Annotated in this window: 11 protein-coding genes, 1 tRNA gene, 1 other RNA gene and 2 pseudogenes; 6 read left to right on the top strand and 9 right to left on the bottom strand. The window is 64.4% G+C overall.

Going from position 1 to position 14,236, the window contains the following annotated elements; translation table 11 throughout:
• Positions 1-38: 38 nt before the first annotated feature.
• Complete coding sequence (locus ACZZ0O_RS03540; RefSeq protein ID WP_463592241.1) at positions 39-1,145, top strand: DUF3182 family protein; 1,107 nt, start codon at positions 39-41, stop codon at positions 1,143-1,145.
• Positions 1,145-2,008: an alpha/beta hydrolase family protein gene (locus tag ACZZ0O_RS03535; protein WP_055847320.1), complete on the top strand. Its 864-nt coding sequence runs from the start codon at positions 1,145-1,147 to the stop codon at positions 2,006-2,008. The genes ACZZ0O_RS03540 and ACZZ0O_RS03535 overlap by 1 nt, the downstream gene beginning before the upstream one ends.
• A 233-nt stretch (positions 2,009-2,241) precedes the next feature.
• On the opposite strand, the gene ACZZ0O_RS03530 is transcribed toward ACZZ0O_RS03535, so the two are convergent.
• The 4 genes from ACZZ0O_RS03530 to ACZZ0O_RS03515 all read right to left on the bottom strand — a co-directional run bounded on the left by ACZZ0O_RS03530 (position 2,242) and on the right by ACZZ0O_RS03515 (position 6,083).
• A complete protein-coding gene (locus ACZZ0O_RS03530) occupies positions 2,242-3,042 on the bottom strand; it encodes a hypothetical protein (RefSeq protein WP_463592240.1) in 801 nt (266 codons plus the stop codon).
• Between the two features lie 217 nt (positions 3,043-3,259).
• On the bottom strand, positions 3,260-4,483 hold the full coding sequence (locus tag ACZZ0O_RS03525; protein WP_463592239.1) for an RtcB family protein: 1,224 nt from the start codon (positions 4,481-4,483) through the stop codon (positions 3,260-3,262).
• A 57-nt stretch (positions 4,484-4,540) separates the two neighbouring features.
• Complete coding sequence (locus tag ACZZ0O_RS03520) at positions 4,541-5,662, bottom strand: slipin family protein (protein WP_463592238.1); 1,122 nt, start codon at positions 5,660-5,662, stop codon at positions 4,541-4,543.
• A 354-nt stretch (positions 5,663-6,016) separates the two neighbouring features.
• Positions 6,017-6,083 (bottom strand) — tRNA-Arg (locus tag ACZZ0O_RS03515).
• Between the two features lie 398 nt (positions 6,084-6,481).
• Here ACZZ0O_RS03515 and ACZZ0O_RS03510 point away from each other — a divergent pair.
• Positions 6,482-6,745, top strand: coding sequence for a hypothetical protein (locus tag ACZZ0O_RS03510; protein WP_463592237.1), 264 nt, complete (start codon positions 6,482-6,484; stop codon positions 6,743-6,745).
• Between the two features lie 455 nt (positions 6,746-7,200).
• On the opposite strand, the gene fabR is transcribed toward ACZZ0O_RS03510, so the two are convergent.
• On the bottom strand, positions 7,201-7,848 hold the full coding sequence (gene fabR / locus ACZZ0O_RS03505) for an HTH-type transcriptional repressor FabR (RefSeq protein ID WP_055847328.1): 648 nt from the start codon (positions 7,846-7,848) through the stop codon (positions 7,201-7,203).
• A 93-nt stretch (positions 7,849-7,941) separates the two neighbouring features.
• Here fabR and ACZZ0O_RS03500 point away from each other — a divergent pair, with 93 nt between their 5' ends.
• Together ACZZ0O_RS03500 and ACZZ0O_RS03495 are read left to right on the top strand one after the other, a co-directional pair.
• Entirely contained in the window at positions 7,942-9,018 is a 1,077-nt protein-coding gene (locus ACZZ0O_RS03500; protein ID WP_463592236.1) for a ferredoxin reductase, read from the top strand.
• 9 nt (positions 9,019-9,027) lie between these two features.
• Positions 9,028-10,149 carry a fatty acid desaturase family protein gene (locus ACZZ0O_RS03495; protein ID WP_115514138.1) on the top strand — a complete coding sequence of 374 codons (1,122 nt, stop codon included), beginning with the start codon at positions 9,028-9,030 and terminating at the stop codon, positions 10,147-10,149.
• 385 nt (positions 10,150-10,534) lie between these two features.
• Here ACZZ0O_RS03495 and ACZZ0O_RS03490 read toward each other — a convergent pair.
• Positions 10,535-10,651 (bottom strand): annotated as a pseudogene (locus ACZZ0O_RS03490) (lipocalin family protein); the annotation flags it as partial.
• 301 nt (positions 10,652-10,952) lie between these two features.
• A pseudogene (locus ACZZ0O_RS03485) lies at positions 10,953-12,546 on the bottom strand (EAL domain-containing protein).
• Positions 12,547-12,930: 384 nt separating this feature from the next.
• On the opposite strand from ACZZ0O_RS03485, the gene ACZZ0O_RS03480 reads away from it, so the two are divergent.
• Positions 12,931-13,107, top strand: coding sequence for a hypothetical protein (locus ACZZ0O_RS03480; protein WP_005989247.1), 177 nt, complete (start codon positions 12,931-12,933; stop codon positions 13,105-13,107).
• A gap of 197 nt (positions 13,108-13,304) precedes the next feature.
• Here the strand turns inward: ACZZ0O_RS03480 and ACZZ0O_RS03475 are convergent.
• A non-coding RNA gene (locus ACZZ0O_RS03475) (sX9 sRNA) lies at positions 13,305-13,377 on the bottom strand.
• A 300-nt stretch (positions 13,378-13,677) separates the two neighbouring features.
• On the bottom strand, positions 13,678-14,187 hold the full coding sequence (locus tag ACZZ0O_RS03470) for a lipocalin family protein (protein WP_161963980.1): 510 nt from the start codon (positions 14,185-14,187) through the stop codon (positions 13,678-13,680).
• Between the last annotated feature and the right edge of the window lie 49 nt (positions 14,188-14,236).

Genomic DNA, 14,236 nt, shown 5'->3' with positions numbered 1-14,236 from the left:
GCTGGCGCCGGGATGCGGCCTTGCCGCGAGGGGATGTGATGGCAGATCCGTCATATGAGTGGGTGCGTGGATACACCACACGCATGGTGTCTGCCGATGGACACGAGCGCGCCACGCATGCCTGGGTGTGCAGAGAAATTGCACGCCTGTTGGGCGCACACGATGGCGGTCTGGCCGATGTTGCGATGATCGATGAGGGTATCGGGCACCGCATCTTGCACGTGCCCGACGACACCTTGACCACCGAACAGGCCCACGCATTGGGAATTCACGATGCCGGCGGCTTGCTGGGTGGCATTGTGCCGCACGCGTTTATCGCCACCAAGGTCATCGGCCATCCACTGATCAGTGAGACGGCAACGCGAATCGATGGCTGGAATCAGGCGCTGGCGATCGCGCTGGTGCCGGCCACCTTGCCTGGCTATACGGTGTTTTCTCGGGACGATGCGCTGCATGCGCTGGACCTGTTGCTGGCCGACGGCGGGGTGCGGCTGAAACTGCCCACCGGCGTGGGTGGCAATGGGCAATGGCGGATTGCCGATACCGCCGAATTGGTGCAGGCGCTGGACAGTCTGCCAGCGGATTACCTGCGCACCCATGGTGCTGTGCTCGAGCGCAATATCCTGCAGCCGCTGACGCATAGCGTGGGCGAGCTGTGCGTGGCCGGAATCCAGATCGCGTATTACGGCACGCAATGCAGCGTGCGCAATGCGCAAGGCGATGAGGTCTACGGTGGATCGTCGCTGCACGTGCATCGCGGCTCGCTGGAAGCGCTGCTGGCCACTGCATTGCCGCCGTTGCAGCGGCGCGTTGTGGAACAGGCATGCCGCTACGATCGCTGCATCACGAATGCCATTGCCGGCCTGCACATTTCGCGGCGCAATTACGATGTGGTCAGTGGCGAAGATGCGCATGCCATGCCTGTGTGCGGCGTGCTGGAGCAATCCTGGCGGATTGGTGGTGCGACGCCGGCCGAGTTGGCGGCGATCGCCTGTTTCCAGCAGCAGGCCGGCCTGCACTGGGTGCACGCATCCACGCACGAACTCTACGAGGGCGAACCACCGGCCGATGCGCAGGTGTATTACCGTGCAACCCAGCCCGGCGCCGGTCCGCGCTACAAATACCGAAGGGTCTCAACCGACTGATGGAAGCCAAACTTTCCAGCATCGACATTGCGGTCGATCACGACGCGCTCAGCGGCACCTTGCTCACGCCCACCGGCATTCCGGCGGTGCTGTTCGTCCATGGCTGGGGCGGTAGCCAGCATCACAGCCTGGTGCGCGCGCGCGAGGCGGTGGGCCTGGGCTGCATCTGCCTGACCTTCGATCTACGCGGTCACGAAGGCCATGCCTCGATGCGGCAGACCGTGACCCGCGCGCAGAACCTGCAGGACATCATCGCTGCCTACGATCAGCTGGCGGGGCTTCCGTATGTGGATCAACAGTCGATCGCCGTGGTCGGTTTGAGCTATGGCGGCTACCTGTCGGCGCTGCTGACGCGCGAGCGCCCGGTGGAGTGGCTGGCATTGCGCTCGCCCGCGCTGTACAAGGACGCGCATTGGGACCAGCCCAAGGTCAGCCTCAATGCCGATCCGGATCTGACCGCATACCGCCAACGTGCCCTGACACCCGACGACAACATCGCGCTGGCGGCCTGCGCTGCGTATACCGGCGATGTATTGCTGGTCGAAGCCGAGAACGACGTGATCGTGCCGCATCCGGTGCTGCGCAACTATGCCGATGCCTTCGTCAATGCGCGTTCGCTGACCGCGCGCGTGATTGCCGGCGCCGACCATGCGTTGAGCGTCAAGGAGCATCAGCAGGAATACACCCGCGCGCTGATCGACTGGTTGACCGAAATGGTAGTGGGCCGCCGGATTGCATTGGCCAAGGAAGTGGTGGCTGCACGCAAGCAACTGCTCAAGCAGCAGGGCGACGCAGCGTCAACGGGGCAGGACGCGCTAGCGTTTCGCGGCGATATCCGGGCGGTGGAAAACACGTCCGGTTGACGTGCCGCGCGTTTGCGTCGCCGTGCAGGCACACGTGGTGCAGCATGTTGCGCGGCCATCCCGACCATGCGGAACGCGCAAGGCGTCGTGATGCCGCAAGATGCTACGAAGGCGCTGCAGGTTATGGCCCACCGCAACCCACAAACAAACGGGCCCTCGCGGGCCCGTCTGGTCTACTGCGGATCACTGGCGTTTAGCGCGGCCAATGCGCCGCAGTCTAAACGAGCTACGGATTACACACGTGGATCGGTCGGGTTGCGACGTGCCGCATCGCCATGCTGGTCCGAATCGAACGCCTCACGCACAGCGTGCTTGGCCTTTTCCCAGGTCAAACGCGAGTCGGCCTTGAAGCGGTCCCAGCCATCGCCCAGGTCGCGTTCCAGATGGTCGTCCCACTGGCGGCCGGCATGCTGCTGGCGCGCCTGCATGCCATAGCGGTAAGCGGGGCGATAGTCGTCATACGAATACTCGCTGTCACGGTAGCTGGCGCTGTCGAAACGGCCGGCATAGTGCGTGTCGCCATCGCGATACACGGTGTGGGTGCGATCGGCGCGATCCCACGCATCGCGTGCAGCCAGACGTGCGTCATCCCATTCCAGGCGCGATTCGCCACGATGACGCGGCCACTCGCCCGCCAGCGTGGCTTCGGTTTCTTCCCAGGTGCTGGTCGGGCGCGTCTCGCGTGCCTGCAGGCCAAAGCCATACACGGTGGCGTAGTCGCGGTCGTAGTCGGTGCCTTCTTTGTAGTACGGGCGGTTTTGATGCTCCTGGCGCCAGTATTCGGTTTCTACGGTCGGGTCGAGGCGCTCGGCCACGCCCTTACCGGCAGCTGCGCCTGCCACGACGCCGGCGGCCGCACCGATCAACGTGCCCAGCGGACCAAACACCGTGCCTGCCAGTGCGCCTGCCGCCGCACCGCCAGCGATGCCGCCCACACCCACGCCAACCGGATGCGAGCCCGGGGCACCGGAGATCGGGTCGCGGTTCAAATCCTGTGCGTCTGCTTTGCGTTCCTGCTTGTCGAGATTGCTCATGCCGCCTCCGGTTACCTGATGGATGCAGCCTGCGAAGACAGGCCGCGAACGTGGCGCAACCATGGCGGCGCAAGAGTGAAACGCTTGTGCTTTGATGTGAGTGCCATCGCGACATGACTGAACTGTGCATTCGCATGTGCGGATGAGGTCGCAGACAGCTTGCAACCGCGACATCGCTAAAAACATGACGAAGGAGGGCCGCGACTGCGGCCCTCGGTTATCCCTTGATGCACACGACCTGGCGCAGCGTGTGCAGCACTTCGACAAGATCCTGCTGCGCGGCCATCACCGCCTCGATCGACTTGTATGCCGCTGGCGATTCGTCGATCACCGCCGCATCCTTGCGGCATTCCACATGCGCAGTCGCCTCGCGGTGCTGAGCCAGCGTGATCTGTGCACGCGCTGCGGTTCGGCTCATCACCCGTCCCGCACCGTGGCTGCAGCTATGGAAGCTCTCTGCGTTGCCCAACCCGCGCACGATGTAGCTGCGCGTGCCCATGCTGCCGGGAATGATGCCCAGCTCGCCGGTACGTGCGCTCACCGCGCCCTTACGGGTGATCAGCAATTCCTCGCCATGGTGCGTCTCCTTCTGGACATAGTTGTGGTGGCAGTTGACCGCCAGCTTCTCCAGCTGGAACTTCGGCAGACGGTGACGCATCTCCGCCAACACCCGCGCCATCATCGCTTCACGATTTTCGCGGGCGTAATCCTGTGCCCACGACACCGCTTCCACGTACTCATCGAACAACGGCTCGCCCTGCATGAAGAAGGCCAGGTCCCTGTCGGGCAGATGAAAGCCCAACACGCGGTGTGCCAGTTGCTCACGCGCCCGCTCGATGAAGTAGGTGCCGATCAGGTTGCCGGTGCCACGCGAGCCGCTGTGCAACATCACCCACACCGCGTCGGTCTCGTCCAGACAAAGTTCGATGAAGTGGTTGCCGCCGCCCAGCGTGCCGATCTGGCACGCCAGCTTGTCGGTGCGGATGCGCTTGTGCTGCTGCTTGATCGCTTCCAGGCGCTGCACCAGCCCCGACTGCGCGATCCGTGTGTCGATGCTGTCGGGCAGGTTGCGATGCTCGCCGCCACGGCCGTTGCCGACCGGCACGCTACGCTCGATGCTGGAGCGCAGTTGCGCCAGGTTGTCCGGCAGGTCGCTGGCACGCAGCGTGGTGCGCACCGCCGCCATGCCGCAGCCGATATCCACGCCAACCGCCGCCGGGATGATGGCACCGCGGGTCGGGATCACCGAGCCCACGGTTGCGCCCTTGCCCAGGTGCACGTCGGGCATCACCGCCACCCATGGGCCGACAAACGGGACGGCGGCGATATTGCGCAACTGCGCATGCGCCTGTTCTTCCAGCGGCACGCCGCGCACCCAGCCCTTGATCGGGGTGGTGCTGCCTTCGGCATGCAGCCATTCGAAATGTTGTGAAGTACTCATGCTGTTCATTCCTTTGCGCGGGTGTGCGGCCAATCCTTTCGCCGCACACCCGCATGATTATCTGAGCGTCACCAACTGCTTCAGCACGCCGTCCAGGCCGCCGAACACGGTGAGCTTGTCGATCTTTTCGGTGACCTTCTCCAGCGCCTCCAGCTCCTTCAATCGCATCAGCACCGGGCTGTCTTCGATCAGCTTGGCGGTGTTGAGCAGCGAGCGGGTGGCATTGGCCTCTTCGCGCCTGCGGATCACATTGGCTTGCGCCTGCTTTTCCGCCTGCACGACCGCATTGAGGATCTCGCGCATCTCACCGGGCAGGATCACGTCCTTGACCCCAACGCCGAGCACGTCGATACCGAAACCGCCCACGCTGCCACGCACGTAGCCGAAGATATCCGCGTCCAGCGATGCCTTGTCGCCCAGCAATTCGTCCAGCGTCTTGGCCGCAACCGCGCGGCGCAACCCGTACTGCAATTCCCGGTACAGGTAGTCGCCCGCCTTGGCCACACGCGTCCGCATTGCTACCGCATCGGTGACGCGCATGCTCGCTGCCAGATTGACTCGCAACGACACCTTGTCGCGCGTCAGCAATTCCTGGCCGGAGACCTCCACCGATTGCACACGCAGGTCGATCACCTCGGTGGTCACGTTCTTCTGGAAATTCCAGAACGCGTACGCACCGGGGCCGAAAGGTGCCATCAGCCTGCCGTCGACGAATACCAGCCCTTGCGACTCAGCGGGCACGTCCATGCACACGGCCACGCGCGACACGGTCCCGAGCTGGCGCAGGCGCCGCTGCACATCGCCCGGCACCTGCAGGCCGTCGCCCAACGGCAGGCTCTGCACCTCGACGGTGGCGCCGCCGCGCCAATACAGCGCGCGGGTGCCCGGTGCCAGGACCTGGTCGAGCTTACCGTTGCGGATCAGCAGGCCCACTTGCGCGGTGCCGATGTCCGCCAGCACGAAGTGCTGCGGCAATGCGGCGCCCAGCGTATCAATCAGCATGTCGGCATCGCGGCCGACCTCGTCGCCACTGTGAATGTTTTGCACGCTGACTTCGGTACGGCTCAGCGGGTCGAACAGGCGGTAGACACCGGGCACGAGCACGCGCTCGAACCGACGATTTCGATACACCAGGCCGCGCTCGCCGTCGCCGATCACGACCCTCTTGGTCCAGAACATGACACTTCTCCTTGGGTTGGCTCTGGTGGTCCGATCCGTAGGTACTGCCGTTTTGCCGCCCGGATCGGACTGATGGCCAAACGTGTGCCGATGCAACGCGGCGTTGGAAGGTGGAAACGCCGGTGACGGCGGCCGTGCGGGGCACGCTGCGCTGTTGGCGCCTACCGATGCGTTGCCGCAGCTGCGCGATGGTTTGCGAAGGCAGGGCTGAGCGCAGGGTGACGCGTCCAGGGCAACCGCCCGGCGACGTCGCCGCTGCTGTGTGCATTCACGCGATGCATTGCTTGAATGCACGCAGCATGGGCGTTTCCGTAAAGGGACTTGCGTCCCCGAGATGACCGGGAAGGTCATTGCTTGGAGCGGGAGTCGAACCCGCGACAGACAGATTAGAAATCTGTTGCTCTACCCTCTGAGCTATCCAGTGGTGGGTAATGCGGAATTGAACCGCGCCTGCGGATAGTGCCGCCGCTCGACCACGAGCCATACCCAAAACGAGAAACACGAGAAAGATGATCGGTATACGCCACGGCACAGCCGCGCGCACCAGCTGGAATAAACTCCAGTCCGCTGACGATCTTTCGCATTGTTTCCGATGGCCGTTTTATTCAAACGGTCATTCAGTCGGTGCATGACCACACACCACCCGTGCCCGAAACCTGGGCACAGCGCTATCGCGCCTCGTGGCAATCCAACATCCCTGTTGTCGGGCAGTCCGTGCCCGGGTTTCAACTGCGGTCATCTACAGGTTCACGACGAACGCACAACGAAAAACGCCCCCGGATGCAGCATCCGAGGGCGTTCGCGAGCCTCGGAGATCGGGTGACCGATCTCCTTGAATCAGGACATCAGCCGATGATGGTGCGCACGTCCTGTTTGGCCGTGCACGCAAAGGATGCCGCGCGAAGCGCGCCGGGCAGTCGATTGCGTTCGATGAAATGGCTGGTGTGCATGAGCGTGGGTCAGGTCCGGGTGCAGGCAGTGCTGCGTAGGGCGCGAACATTACCTGCAGGTTTTTGGTTATGCAAGCACTTTATGAAAATAATTGATTATGTTTTTTTGGGGTGCTGGCAATGTGCGGATTGAAAGTGCAGATTCCGAATGACGAAGGCTTGGGTCGATTGGATAATCATCGACGCACGTTGCGCAGGAACTGTCGATGCGCGGCTGTGCAGACAAGTGGTATTCCCATTGCACGGATGCGGGCGGGCATGCAGTTGCACTCGTGGCCGATGGTGCGCGGTTAGTGGCGTCTGGGAATGTGCGGTCGCAACCATGATGTAAGGCAGTTGCCGTTGCCGACCTCGTGCCAGTCGCGCGCCTGCCGCGCACAACTGCGCGTCCGGTCATTCACTACGAAAGGCGCAACCCGGGCGCTGGCAGCAGGCTGCCGTACCAAGAATGCGCGCGACGAATACAACGACGGAGCTCAGTGCCAGGCGAACACGATTGGTACGTCATGCCGCGTGCGCCACGTATCCGCGGCGGTGATGAGCACGCCGTCGACACCTGATCTGACCACTACGCGCGATGCGCTGTGCTCAGCCGCCGTGCGTGCCCAGCGTGCGCGCGCCGGTCAGGATCATGCGCAGCATCTGCGAGATCTGTTCGATCAGTTCCGGGTCTTTTTCCGGCGGCGAGTCCATCGCCACCGCGCCCATCGCAAAGACCAGGCGGGTGATCGCCTTGGACACCAGCGCCGGCGCGTGCAACTTGGCGTTATCGGCGGCGGCCAGACGGATCAGGTCCACGCGCAATTCGTCTTCGAAGTAGGTCAGCTCGCGCTCCACCGCCTGCTTGAAGGCGTCCGAGCCCACCGCGCCTTCACGCAGCAGTACGTGCAGCAGCTTGTCGTCGGCGCGCAATTGCTCCATGAACGCTTCCACGGACACGCGGATGACGCTGCGGTCGGTGGAGGTGGCGCGCTGGCGGGCCTGCCCGATGATGGTGCGCAGCGAGCGCCCGGCCAGATCGATCAAGGACACCGCGAGCTCATCCATATCGCGGAACTGGCGGTAGAAGCTGTTTGGCGCAATGCCGGCTTCGCGTGCCACTTCGCGCAGGCTCAGCGTGGACAGGCTGCGGTGCGGGCCGATCAGCGACAGCGCCGCGGCAATCAGGTCCTCGCGTGAAATCGCCGGCTTGCGTGACGGCGGCGCGTCGTGGGAAGGCAGGGCGATGGAGGTCATGAGGCAGCAGCCGGGCGTGGGGATGAATCATAGCCCCTCTGGTCGATATACAACTGTATACACGTGTGTGCATGCATGCGTATAGTGCAACCTATGAGCCTGGCACCCACTCCCAAGAGCAAGTCCCCGCTGCCTACACGGCTGGCGCGCCGGCTGGTGTCGCCACAGCTGTTCGATTTCTGGGCAACCCGGATCAATCCGCTGTGGACGCTGGATCGGCCCATGGCCCGTCTGGTCGAACGCAACACCGCCAGCCGCGACGCGGTGACCTTGGTGTTTCAGGCCAATGGCCACTGGCAGGGCCTGCAGGCCGGCCAGCACGTCAGCGTGGGTGTGGAGATCGACGGCCGCCGTCTGCTGCGCAGCTACAGCCCGACCGTGATGGCCGATGGCCGCCTGGCGATCACAGTCAAGGCGATCGAAGGCGGGCTGGTGAGCCGTTATCTGGCGCACGATGCGGCGCTGGGCACGGTGGTGTCGCTGGACCCGGCCTTTGGCGACATGCTGCTGCCGGCCGCGCCCACCCCGCTGTTGCTGCTGGCCGCAGGCTCGGGCATCACCCCGATGCGCGCGCTGCTGCGTGCGGCCGCGCACGCCGGCATGCCGGTGGATGTGGACCTGCTGTACTGGGTGCGTCAGCGCGATGAAGCCTGTTTTTTGGACGAATTCGAGGCGCTGGCCGCCACGCATCCGCGTCTGCGCGTGCAGGTGCTGACCACCCGCGAGGGTGCGACGCCGGCGGCGCGCGTGGACAGCTATGCGTGGGAGCAGATCGCCGATCTGTCCGCACGTCACGTCATGGCCTGTGGCCCGGGCGGATTCGTGCAGGCGGCGCGTGCACGACTGGAAGGCCAGGTAGCGGCGTTTCAGGCCGAAGCCTTCAGCGTGCCGACGCTGGACGACGGCGAAACCGGCGACGTCCAGGTCCAGCTGTCACGCAGCGGCCGTACGCTCACCCTGCCGCGTGGCCAGTCGCTGCTGGAAGGGCTGGAAGCGCAAGGCCTGCGCCCGAAACACGGCTGCCGCATGGGTATCTGCAACAGCTGCGCCTGCGCGCGTCAGTCCGGCACCACGCGTCACCTGTTGACCGGTGAGCGCAGCAACGAACCCACCGCACAGGTGCGCCTGTGCATCAGTGCCCCGAGCACTGACCTGATCCTGGATCTGTAAGGAATCTTCATGAGCCGAGTTCATAACCGTGCCCTGTCCGCCGCCGAACTGCAGTCGTTTGGCGACGAACTCGATGCCATCCGCGCCCGCGTGCAGCGGCAGGTAGGCGCCGCCGATGCGCGCTACATCCGCCGCATCGTGGCTGCCGTGCGCTGGACCGGCGTGGCCGGCCGCGCGCTGCTGTTTTTGGGTGCGTTCGTGCATAGCGTGCTGATTCCGGCCTGGATTGCCGGCGTGGTGCTGCTGACGCTGTCCAAGATCCTGGAGAACATGGAGCTGGGCCACAACGTCATGCACGGCCAGTACGACTGGATGGGCGACCCGCAGCTCAACGGCAACACCTACGAGTGGGACATCGTTGCCACCGGCGACAACTGGCGCAAGACGCACAACTTCAAGCACCACACCTATACCAACGTTCGCGGCATGGATGACGACATCGGCTACGGCCTGCTGCGCATCTTCCCCGAACAGCGCTGGCGCCCGTTCTACCTGGTGCAGCCGTTTATCGCGGTGGTGTTTGCGCTGCTGTTCGAATGGGGCGTGGCCATTCAGGACCTGCGCCTGGGCCGCTGGTTCGCGGGCAAGATGAAGGCCGCCGAATTGCGCGCGTCGTTCCTGCCGGTGGGCCGCAAGATCGGCCGCCAGATGCTCAAGGACTACATCGTATTCCCGCTGCTGGCCGGCCCGTTCTTCCTGACCGTGCTGCTAGGCAATCTGGCGGCCAATATGCTGCGCAGCATCTGGACCTTCGTGATCATTTTCTGCGGCCACTTCACCGCCGATGCGGAAGTGTTTCCGAAGGAGTCGATCCGTAACGAGTCGCGCGGCCATTGGTATCTGCGTCAGTTGCGCGGCTCGTCGAATCTGACCGGCGGCAAGCTGATGAACGTGCTGTCGGGCAATCTGAGTCACCAGATCGAACACCATTTCTATCCGGATCTGCCGGCCAATCGTTACGCACAGATTGCGGTCGAGGTGAAGCAGATCTGCGCGCGCTATGGGCAGCACTACAACACCGGCTCGTTGCCGCGTCAGTTTGGCCAGGTGATGTGGCGGATCGTGCGGCATGCCTTCCCGAGCCGGCCCAAGCCGGTGCGCCAACGCGGCGCTGCGCTGCAAAGCGCTTGAGTGATACGAGAAAGGCCGCCATTGGCGGCCTTTTTTTTGATGTGGCTTATCGCCGCGACGGCAAGTAATGCAGCAAGACGTGGTGGGTGAGCGCTGCACTTACGCGTCTGCATGCGGCCCACGCGTATGGTCGGCGTTGGCGAGCGATGCACCCGGATCCAGTGCACGGGTGAGGGTGGCTGAGCGACAGCGCAGTGCTTGCGATCGCCACTTCGACAGCAGGCCAGTTTGTGCGTTAGCGCTGATGGGCGAGCTGTGGCCATGTGGTGCATGCCGCGCGCTGATCGCGGTGTACTGGGAGTCGAGGACCGGCTGCACCTTGCGGAGTGCATGCCTAGGCCGCGCCTGACGTGCGTCGCGCACTAGCAGTGATCGCTACGCATCCTCAGGGAAGCGGTTGCTCGGTCAGCCGCCCGGTGTGCGGGTTGTGGATCAGTGGCGCCAGGTCGAACCCCTGTTCGCGCGCATGTGCCAGGTAGGCCTGGGCGATGTTTTCGTCCAAGGCCACGTGTCTGCATGCGACGCACGCGCGTCATCTCGGCCAGGCGAGCGATAGATACCGATCCGGTGTACTGACGAGGTGGGCCCAGCGACAGCGCCGTGGTTGCGAGCGTCACTTCGACACCAGGCCACATCGTGAGTGATTGCAGCGATTGCAGGATTTCAGCCCGATGACGGTGATGAGCCTGAGCGTCCCAGTCGTGCCAGGCGGAGCCAAGCATCGCGATAGTGCAGCCTAGATCCTGCGTGTGGTCTTCAAGGCATCGAAGCGGTTTGCCGGATGCCTTGAAGGCAGTGGTTGCCTATTTGAAACCGTGCGCGGCAACGCTGCGCGCCTGCGCGTGATACGCGATGAAGCCGGTGGCCGGCAGCGCGCGCGAGAACAGCCAGCCCTGCGCAAGATCCACGCCGTGTGCGCGCAGGTAATCCAGTTGCTCCTGGCGCTCCACGCCTTCGGCAATCGTACGTAGCTGCAACGTCTTGGCCATTTCGATGATGTGCGCGGTCACCGAACTGGTGGCCGAGTGGGTGCCGATGGTGTCCACGAACGACTTGTCGATCTTCAACGCATCCAGCGGCAAGCCTTGCAGATACTGCAGGCTCGAATAGCCGGTGCCGAAGTCGTCGATCGACACCGTATGGCCGGCACCGCGGAGATGGGTGATGGTGGTGCGCGCCGCATCGATGTCCATCAGGCTGCGCTCGGTCGCCTCCACCCACAATTGCCCGCTGTTCACCCCGGTGCCTTGCAGCGCCTGCGCCAGTACCGACTGCACACGGCCGCTCTTGATGTCGCCGGCCGAGACGTTGATGGCCACATGCAGCGCGGGATCTGCGGCCAGGGTGGGGCCGAGGTCGCGGATGACTTCGGCCACTACCAGATCGGTGATCGGCAGGATCAGGCCGCTCTCTTCTGCCAGCGGAATGAACGCATCCGGCGGCACCAGCACGCCGTCCGGCTGTTGCCAGCGCACCAGCGCCTCGGCACCGACGCAACGGCCGTCGTCGAGCGCAATGATGGGCTGGTAATGCACGATGAATTCGCCGCGCTGCACCGCGATCTCCAGCCGTGCCAGCGGCGACAAGCGGCGTCGTGAGACCCACAGCACCAGGCCGACCAGCAGCACCGCCAGCGCGATGCCGGCCGGCACCACCTGCAGCCGTGCGGCGGCCAGCGGCCCGCGCAGATAGGCGGCAGGCTCGGTGACCACCGCGGCCCAGTCGCCGCGCCGGTCGCGGCCGGACAGCACCTGCGCGTCGGCGATGCTGCGGATGTCGGTGTCGGTGTCGGTGCCGGTGGCGTCGAGTGGCGTCACCAGCAACTGTTCGGCGGCGGTGCCGGTGCTGCTGAGAAGGTGCCCGTCGGGCGTGCCGATCGCCAGCTGCAGGCCGGGCGGGATGTTGATGTCGGTCAGCGTGTTCGGGTTGATCAGGACGTTGTAGTCGCCAAGCTGCAGTGCCATCAAGGGATGCTGCGGATTGGCCAGCGGCAACAGCCGGGTGGTCACCGCGATGCCGCGCTTGACCACGAAGTCCGGGCTGGTCTGCGGGATGCTGTCGGGCAGCTGCCCCCATGAGGTACAGCGCAAGCGGCGTTGCTGGAAATGTCCCAGTTCCACGATGTAGTGGTTGGTCAGCACCAGCGCGCGCATCTGCGCCAGATGCGCCGGCGAGCAGGACGGCATCCGTGAGGCTGGCCATGCTCAGCAAGGCACCATGAGCTTCGTCGAAGGCGGTTTCGGTACGCCGGATCGACAGCGCTGCCAGCTGGCTGAGTCTGCTTTCTTCGCGCGACAACGCCAGCCGCCACGCCAGGTAGTAGGACAGACCGATCGGAAGCGTTGCGCACAGCAGCACCAGCAGCACGGTCAGACTGATGATGCGTTGACGCTTCACGTCACCACCCGCATCGGCATGGGGGCCAGCTCATGCGCGCGGCCTCGTGTAACCGGGGCGGTGGACCACGATCTGCGCGTACGCCACGGCTGGATTACCGCGCGCCTTAGCGCGCCGTAGCGGCGTGATGTGGACCACAGATATGGACGGATGAGGCTGCACGTCGCGAATGTACGACACACGCGTGCATTGCGCGCGTCCGTCGAGCGAAGTCGACGTAATTTTTCTGCCGCCAGGTGCATGTGCGCTGCGGCAGTTGCCACAGCCATTGGATTCACGCGCCTGCACGCAGGTGCGCGTTAGGGTCGGTACGTCTGCGCTCGCCAACGCGGGCTGCGGGACCACCCGGTCCCCTGCAAGGCGCTCTCACTGGAGGAATCACCCATGACAACGCAGAAAGAACGCGTCGGCGGCACCGATGCGGTACCGATCTTCAAGATGCACGAAACCACGCGCGATGGCGAACTGGTCAAGTACGTGGTCGGCGACACCGGCGTGGCCTTCGACAGCCTGGAGGGCGCGCAGGCCGCCGCCAAGGATCTGGGCACGCTCAACGGCTGAGTAGGGCCGTTGAGTGCAACGGTTGATGACAACGGGCGACCTGGTCACCCCGGCAATCGCCGCAGTCGAAGCGGCCGGAGCGGAGAAGCGGCGCAGTTTAGTGCGGCGCGGTTTCCATGCTCCGGCCGTTGTTTTATGGGGTTGAGTCGCCGGGTCTGTCTGCAGCGGAGTGCTCGATCGCAGTGGTGCTTTGGATCGGCTAACAACCCGTGGCGAGCAGTCGTCAGTTGGGTATGGATGGCGCGCTCGGAGCAGGAGTTTGCGAGTGGTCCAGGCCGCACCGTGCACCGGCCGCGCCTGCCTGATGGCGGCGCAGTCGTTTTGTTAGCCGCCCTCAGTTAGCAATGCTGCCGGCAGCTTGTACCGATGCCTGGCCTGTGGGCCCGATGCAGGACGACTTCGTTGACAACACGTCGCGCTCAGCGCCTATGGGCGTGCTGTCTGCATGTGGTGCATGCCGCGCGCTGATCAGCGGTGTACTGGGAGTCGAGGACCAGCCGCATCTTGCGGAGTGCATGCCCAGGCCGCGGCTGACGTGCGCCGCGCATTAGCAGTGATCGCCACGCATCCTCAGGGAAGCGGTTGCTCGGTCAGCCGCCCGGTGTGCGGGGTGTGGATCAGTGGCGCCAGGTCGAACCCCTGTTCGCGCGCATGCGCCAGATAGGCCTGGGCGATGTTTTCGTCCAACTGCGGCAGGCGCGCCAGCAGCCACAGATAGTGGCGATCAGGGCTGCCCACCAATGCGGCGGTGTATTCCGCATCGACCCGCATCACCCAGTAATCGCCCTTGGTGAAGGGAATCCAGCGCAGGCCTTCGGGCAGGAAAGTCACTTCGAGCCGGGCGTTTGTCGCGTCGATGGCGCGCGCCTGACCGACCGCTTCCTCCAACGCGCCGGCCGCGGTCAGGCATCGATTCTGCACGCGCACGGTGCCGTCGTCTTGCAGCGAATAGTGCGCCGACACATCGGTACAGTCCGCATCCTCGAAGCGGATCGGCAATCTGGCGATCTCGTACCAGGTGCCGAGATAGCGGTTCAGATCCAGCGACGCAACGGTGATCAGTTCGGGAAATCGGCTCATGACGGCCTCTGCTCAAGGGGATGGCAGACGTTGTACGTGCATGGCCATG

It is taken from the genome of Xanthomonas sp. AC360 (assembly GCF_979258225.1).
The sequence above is the reverse complement of the archived record's forward strand: the minus strand, read 5'-3'. Positions and strand labels throughout refer to the sequence as shown.

Coding starts and splice junctions, on each gene's coding strand:
- ACZZ0O_RS03540 (WP_463592241.1), top strand. CDS start 39: ATGGCAGATCCGTCATATGAGTGGGTGCGTGGATACACCACACGCATG.
- ACZZ0O_RS03535 (WP_055847320.1), top strand. CDS start 1,145: ATGGAAGCCAAACTTTCCAGCATCGACATTGCGGTCGATCACGACGCG.
- ACZZ0O_RS03530 (WP_463592240.1), bottom strand. CDS start 3,042: ATGAGCAATCTCGACAAGCAGGAACGCAAAGCAGACGCACAGGATTTG.
- ACZZ0O_RS03525 (WP_463592239.1), bottom strand. CDS start 4,483: ATGAGTACTTCACAACATTTCGAATGGCTGCATGCCGAAGGCAGCACC.
- ACZZ0O_RS03520 (WP_463592238.1), bottom strand. CDS start 5,662: ATGTTCTGGACCAAGAGGGTCGTGATCGGCGACGGCGAGCGCGGCCTG.
- fabR (WP_055847328.1), bottom strand. CDS start 7,848: ATGACCTCCATCGCCCTGCCTTCCCACGACGCGCCGCCGTCACGCAAG.
- ACZZ0O_RS03500 (WP_463592236.1), top strand. CDS start 7,942: ATGAGCCTGGCACCCACTCCCAAGAGCAAGTCCCCGCTGCCTACACGG.
- ACZZ0O_RS03495 (WP_115514138.1), top strand. CDS start 9,028: ATGAGCCGAGTTCATAACCGTGCCCTGTCCGCCGCCGAACTGCAGTCG.
- ACZZ0O_RS03480 (WP_005989247.1), top strand. CDS start 12,931: ATGACAACGCAGAAAGAACGCGTCGGCGGCACCGATGCGGTACCGATC.
- ACZZ0O_RS03470 (WP_161963980.1), bottom strand. CDS start 14,187: ATGAGCCGATTTCCCGAACTGATCACCGTTGCGTCGCTGGATCTGAAC.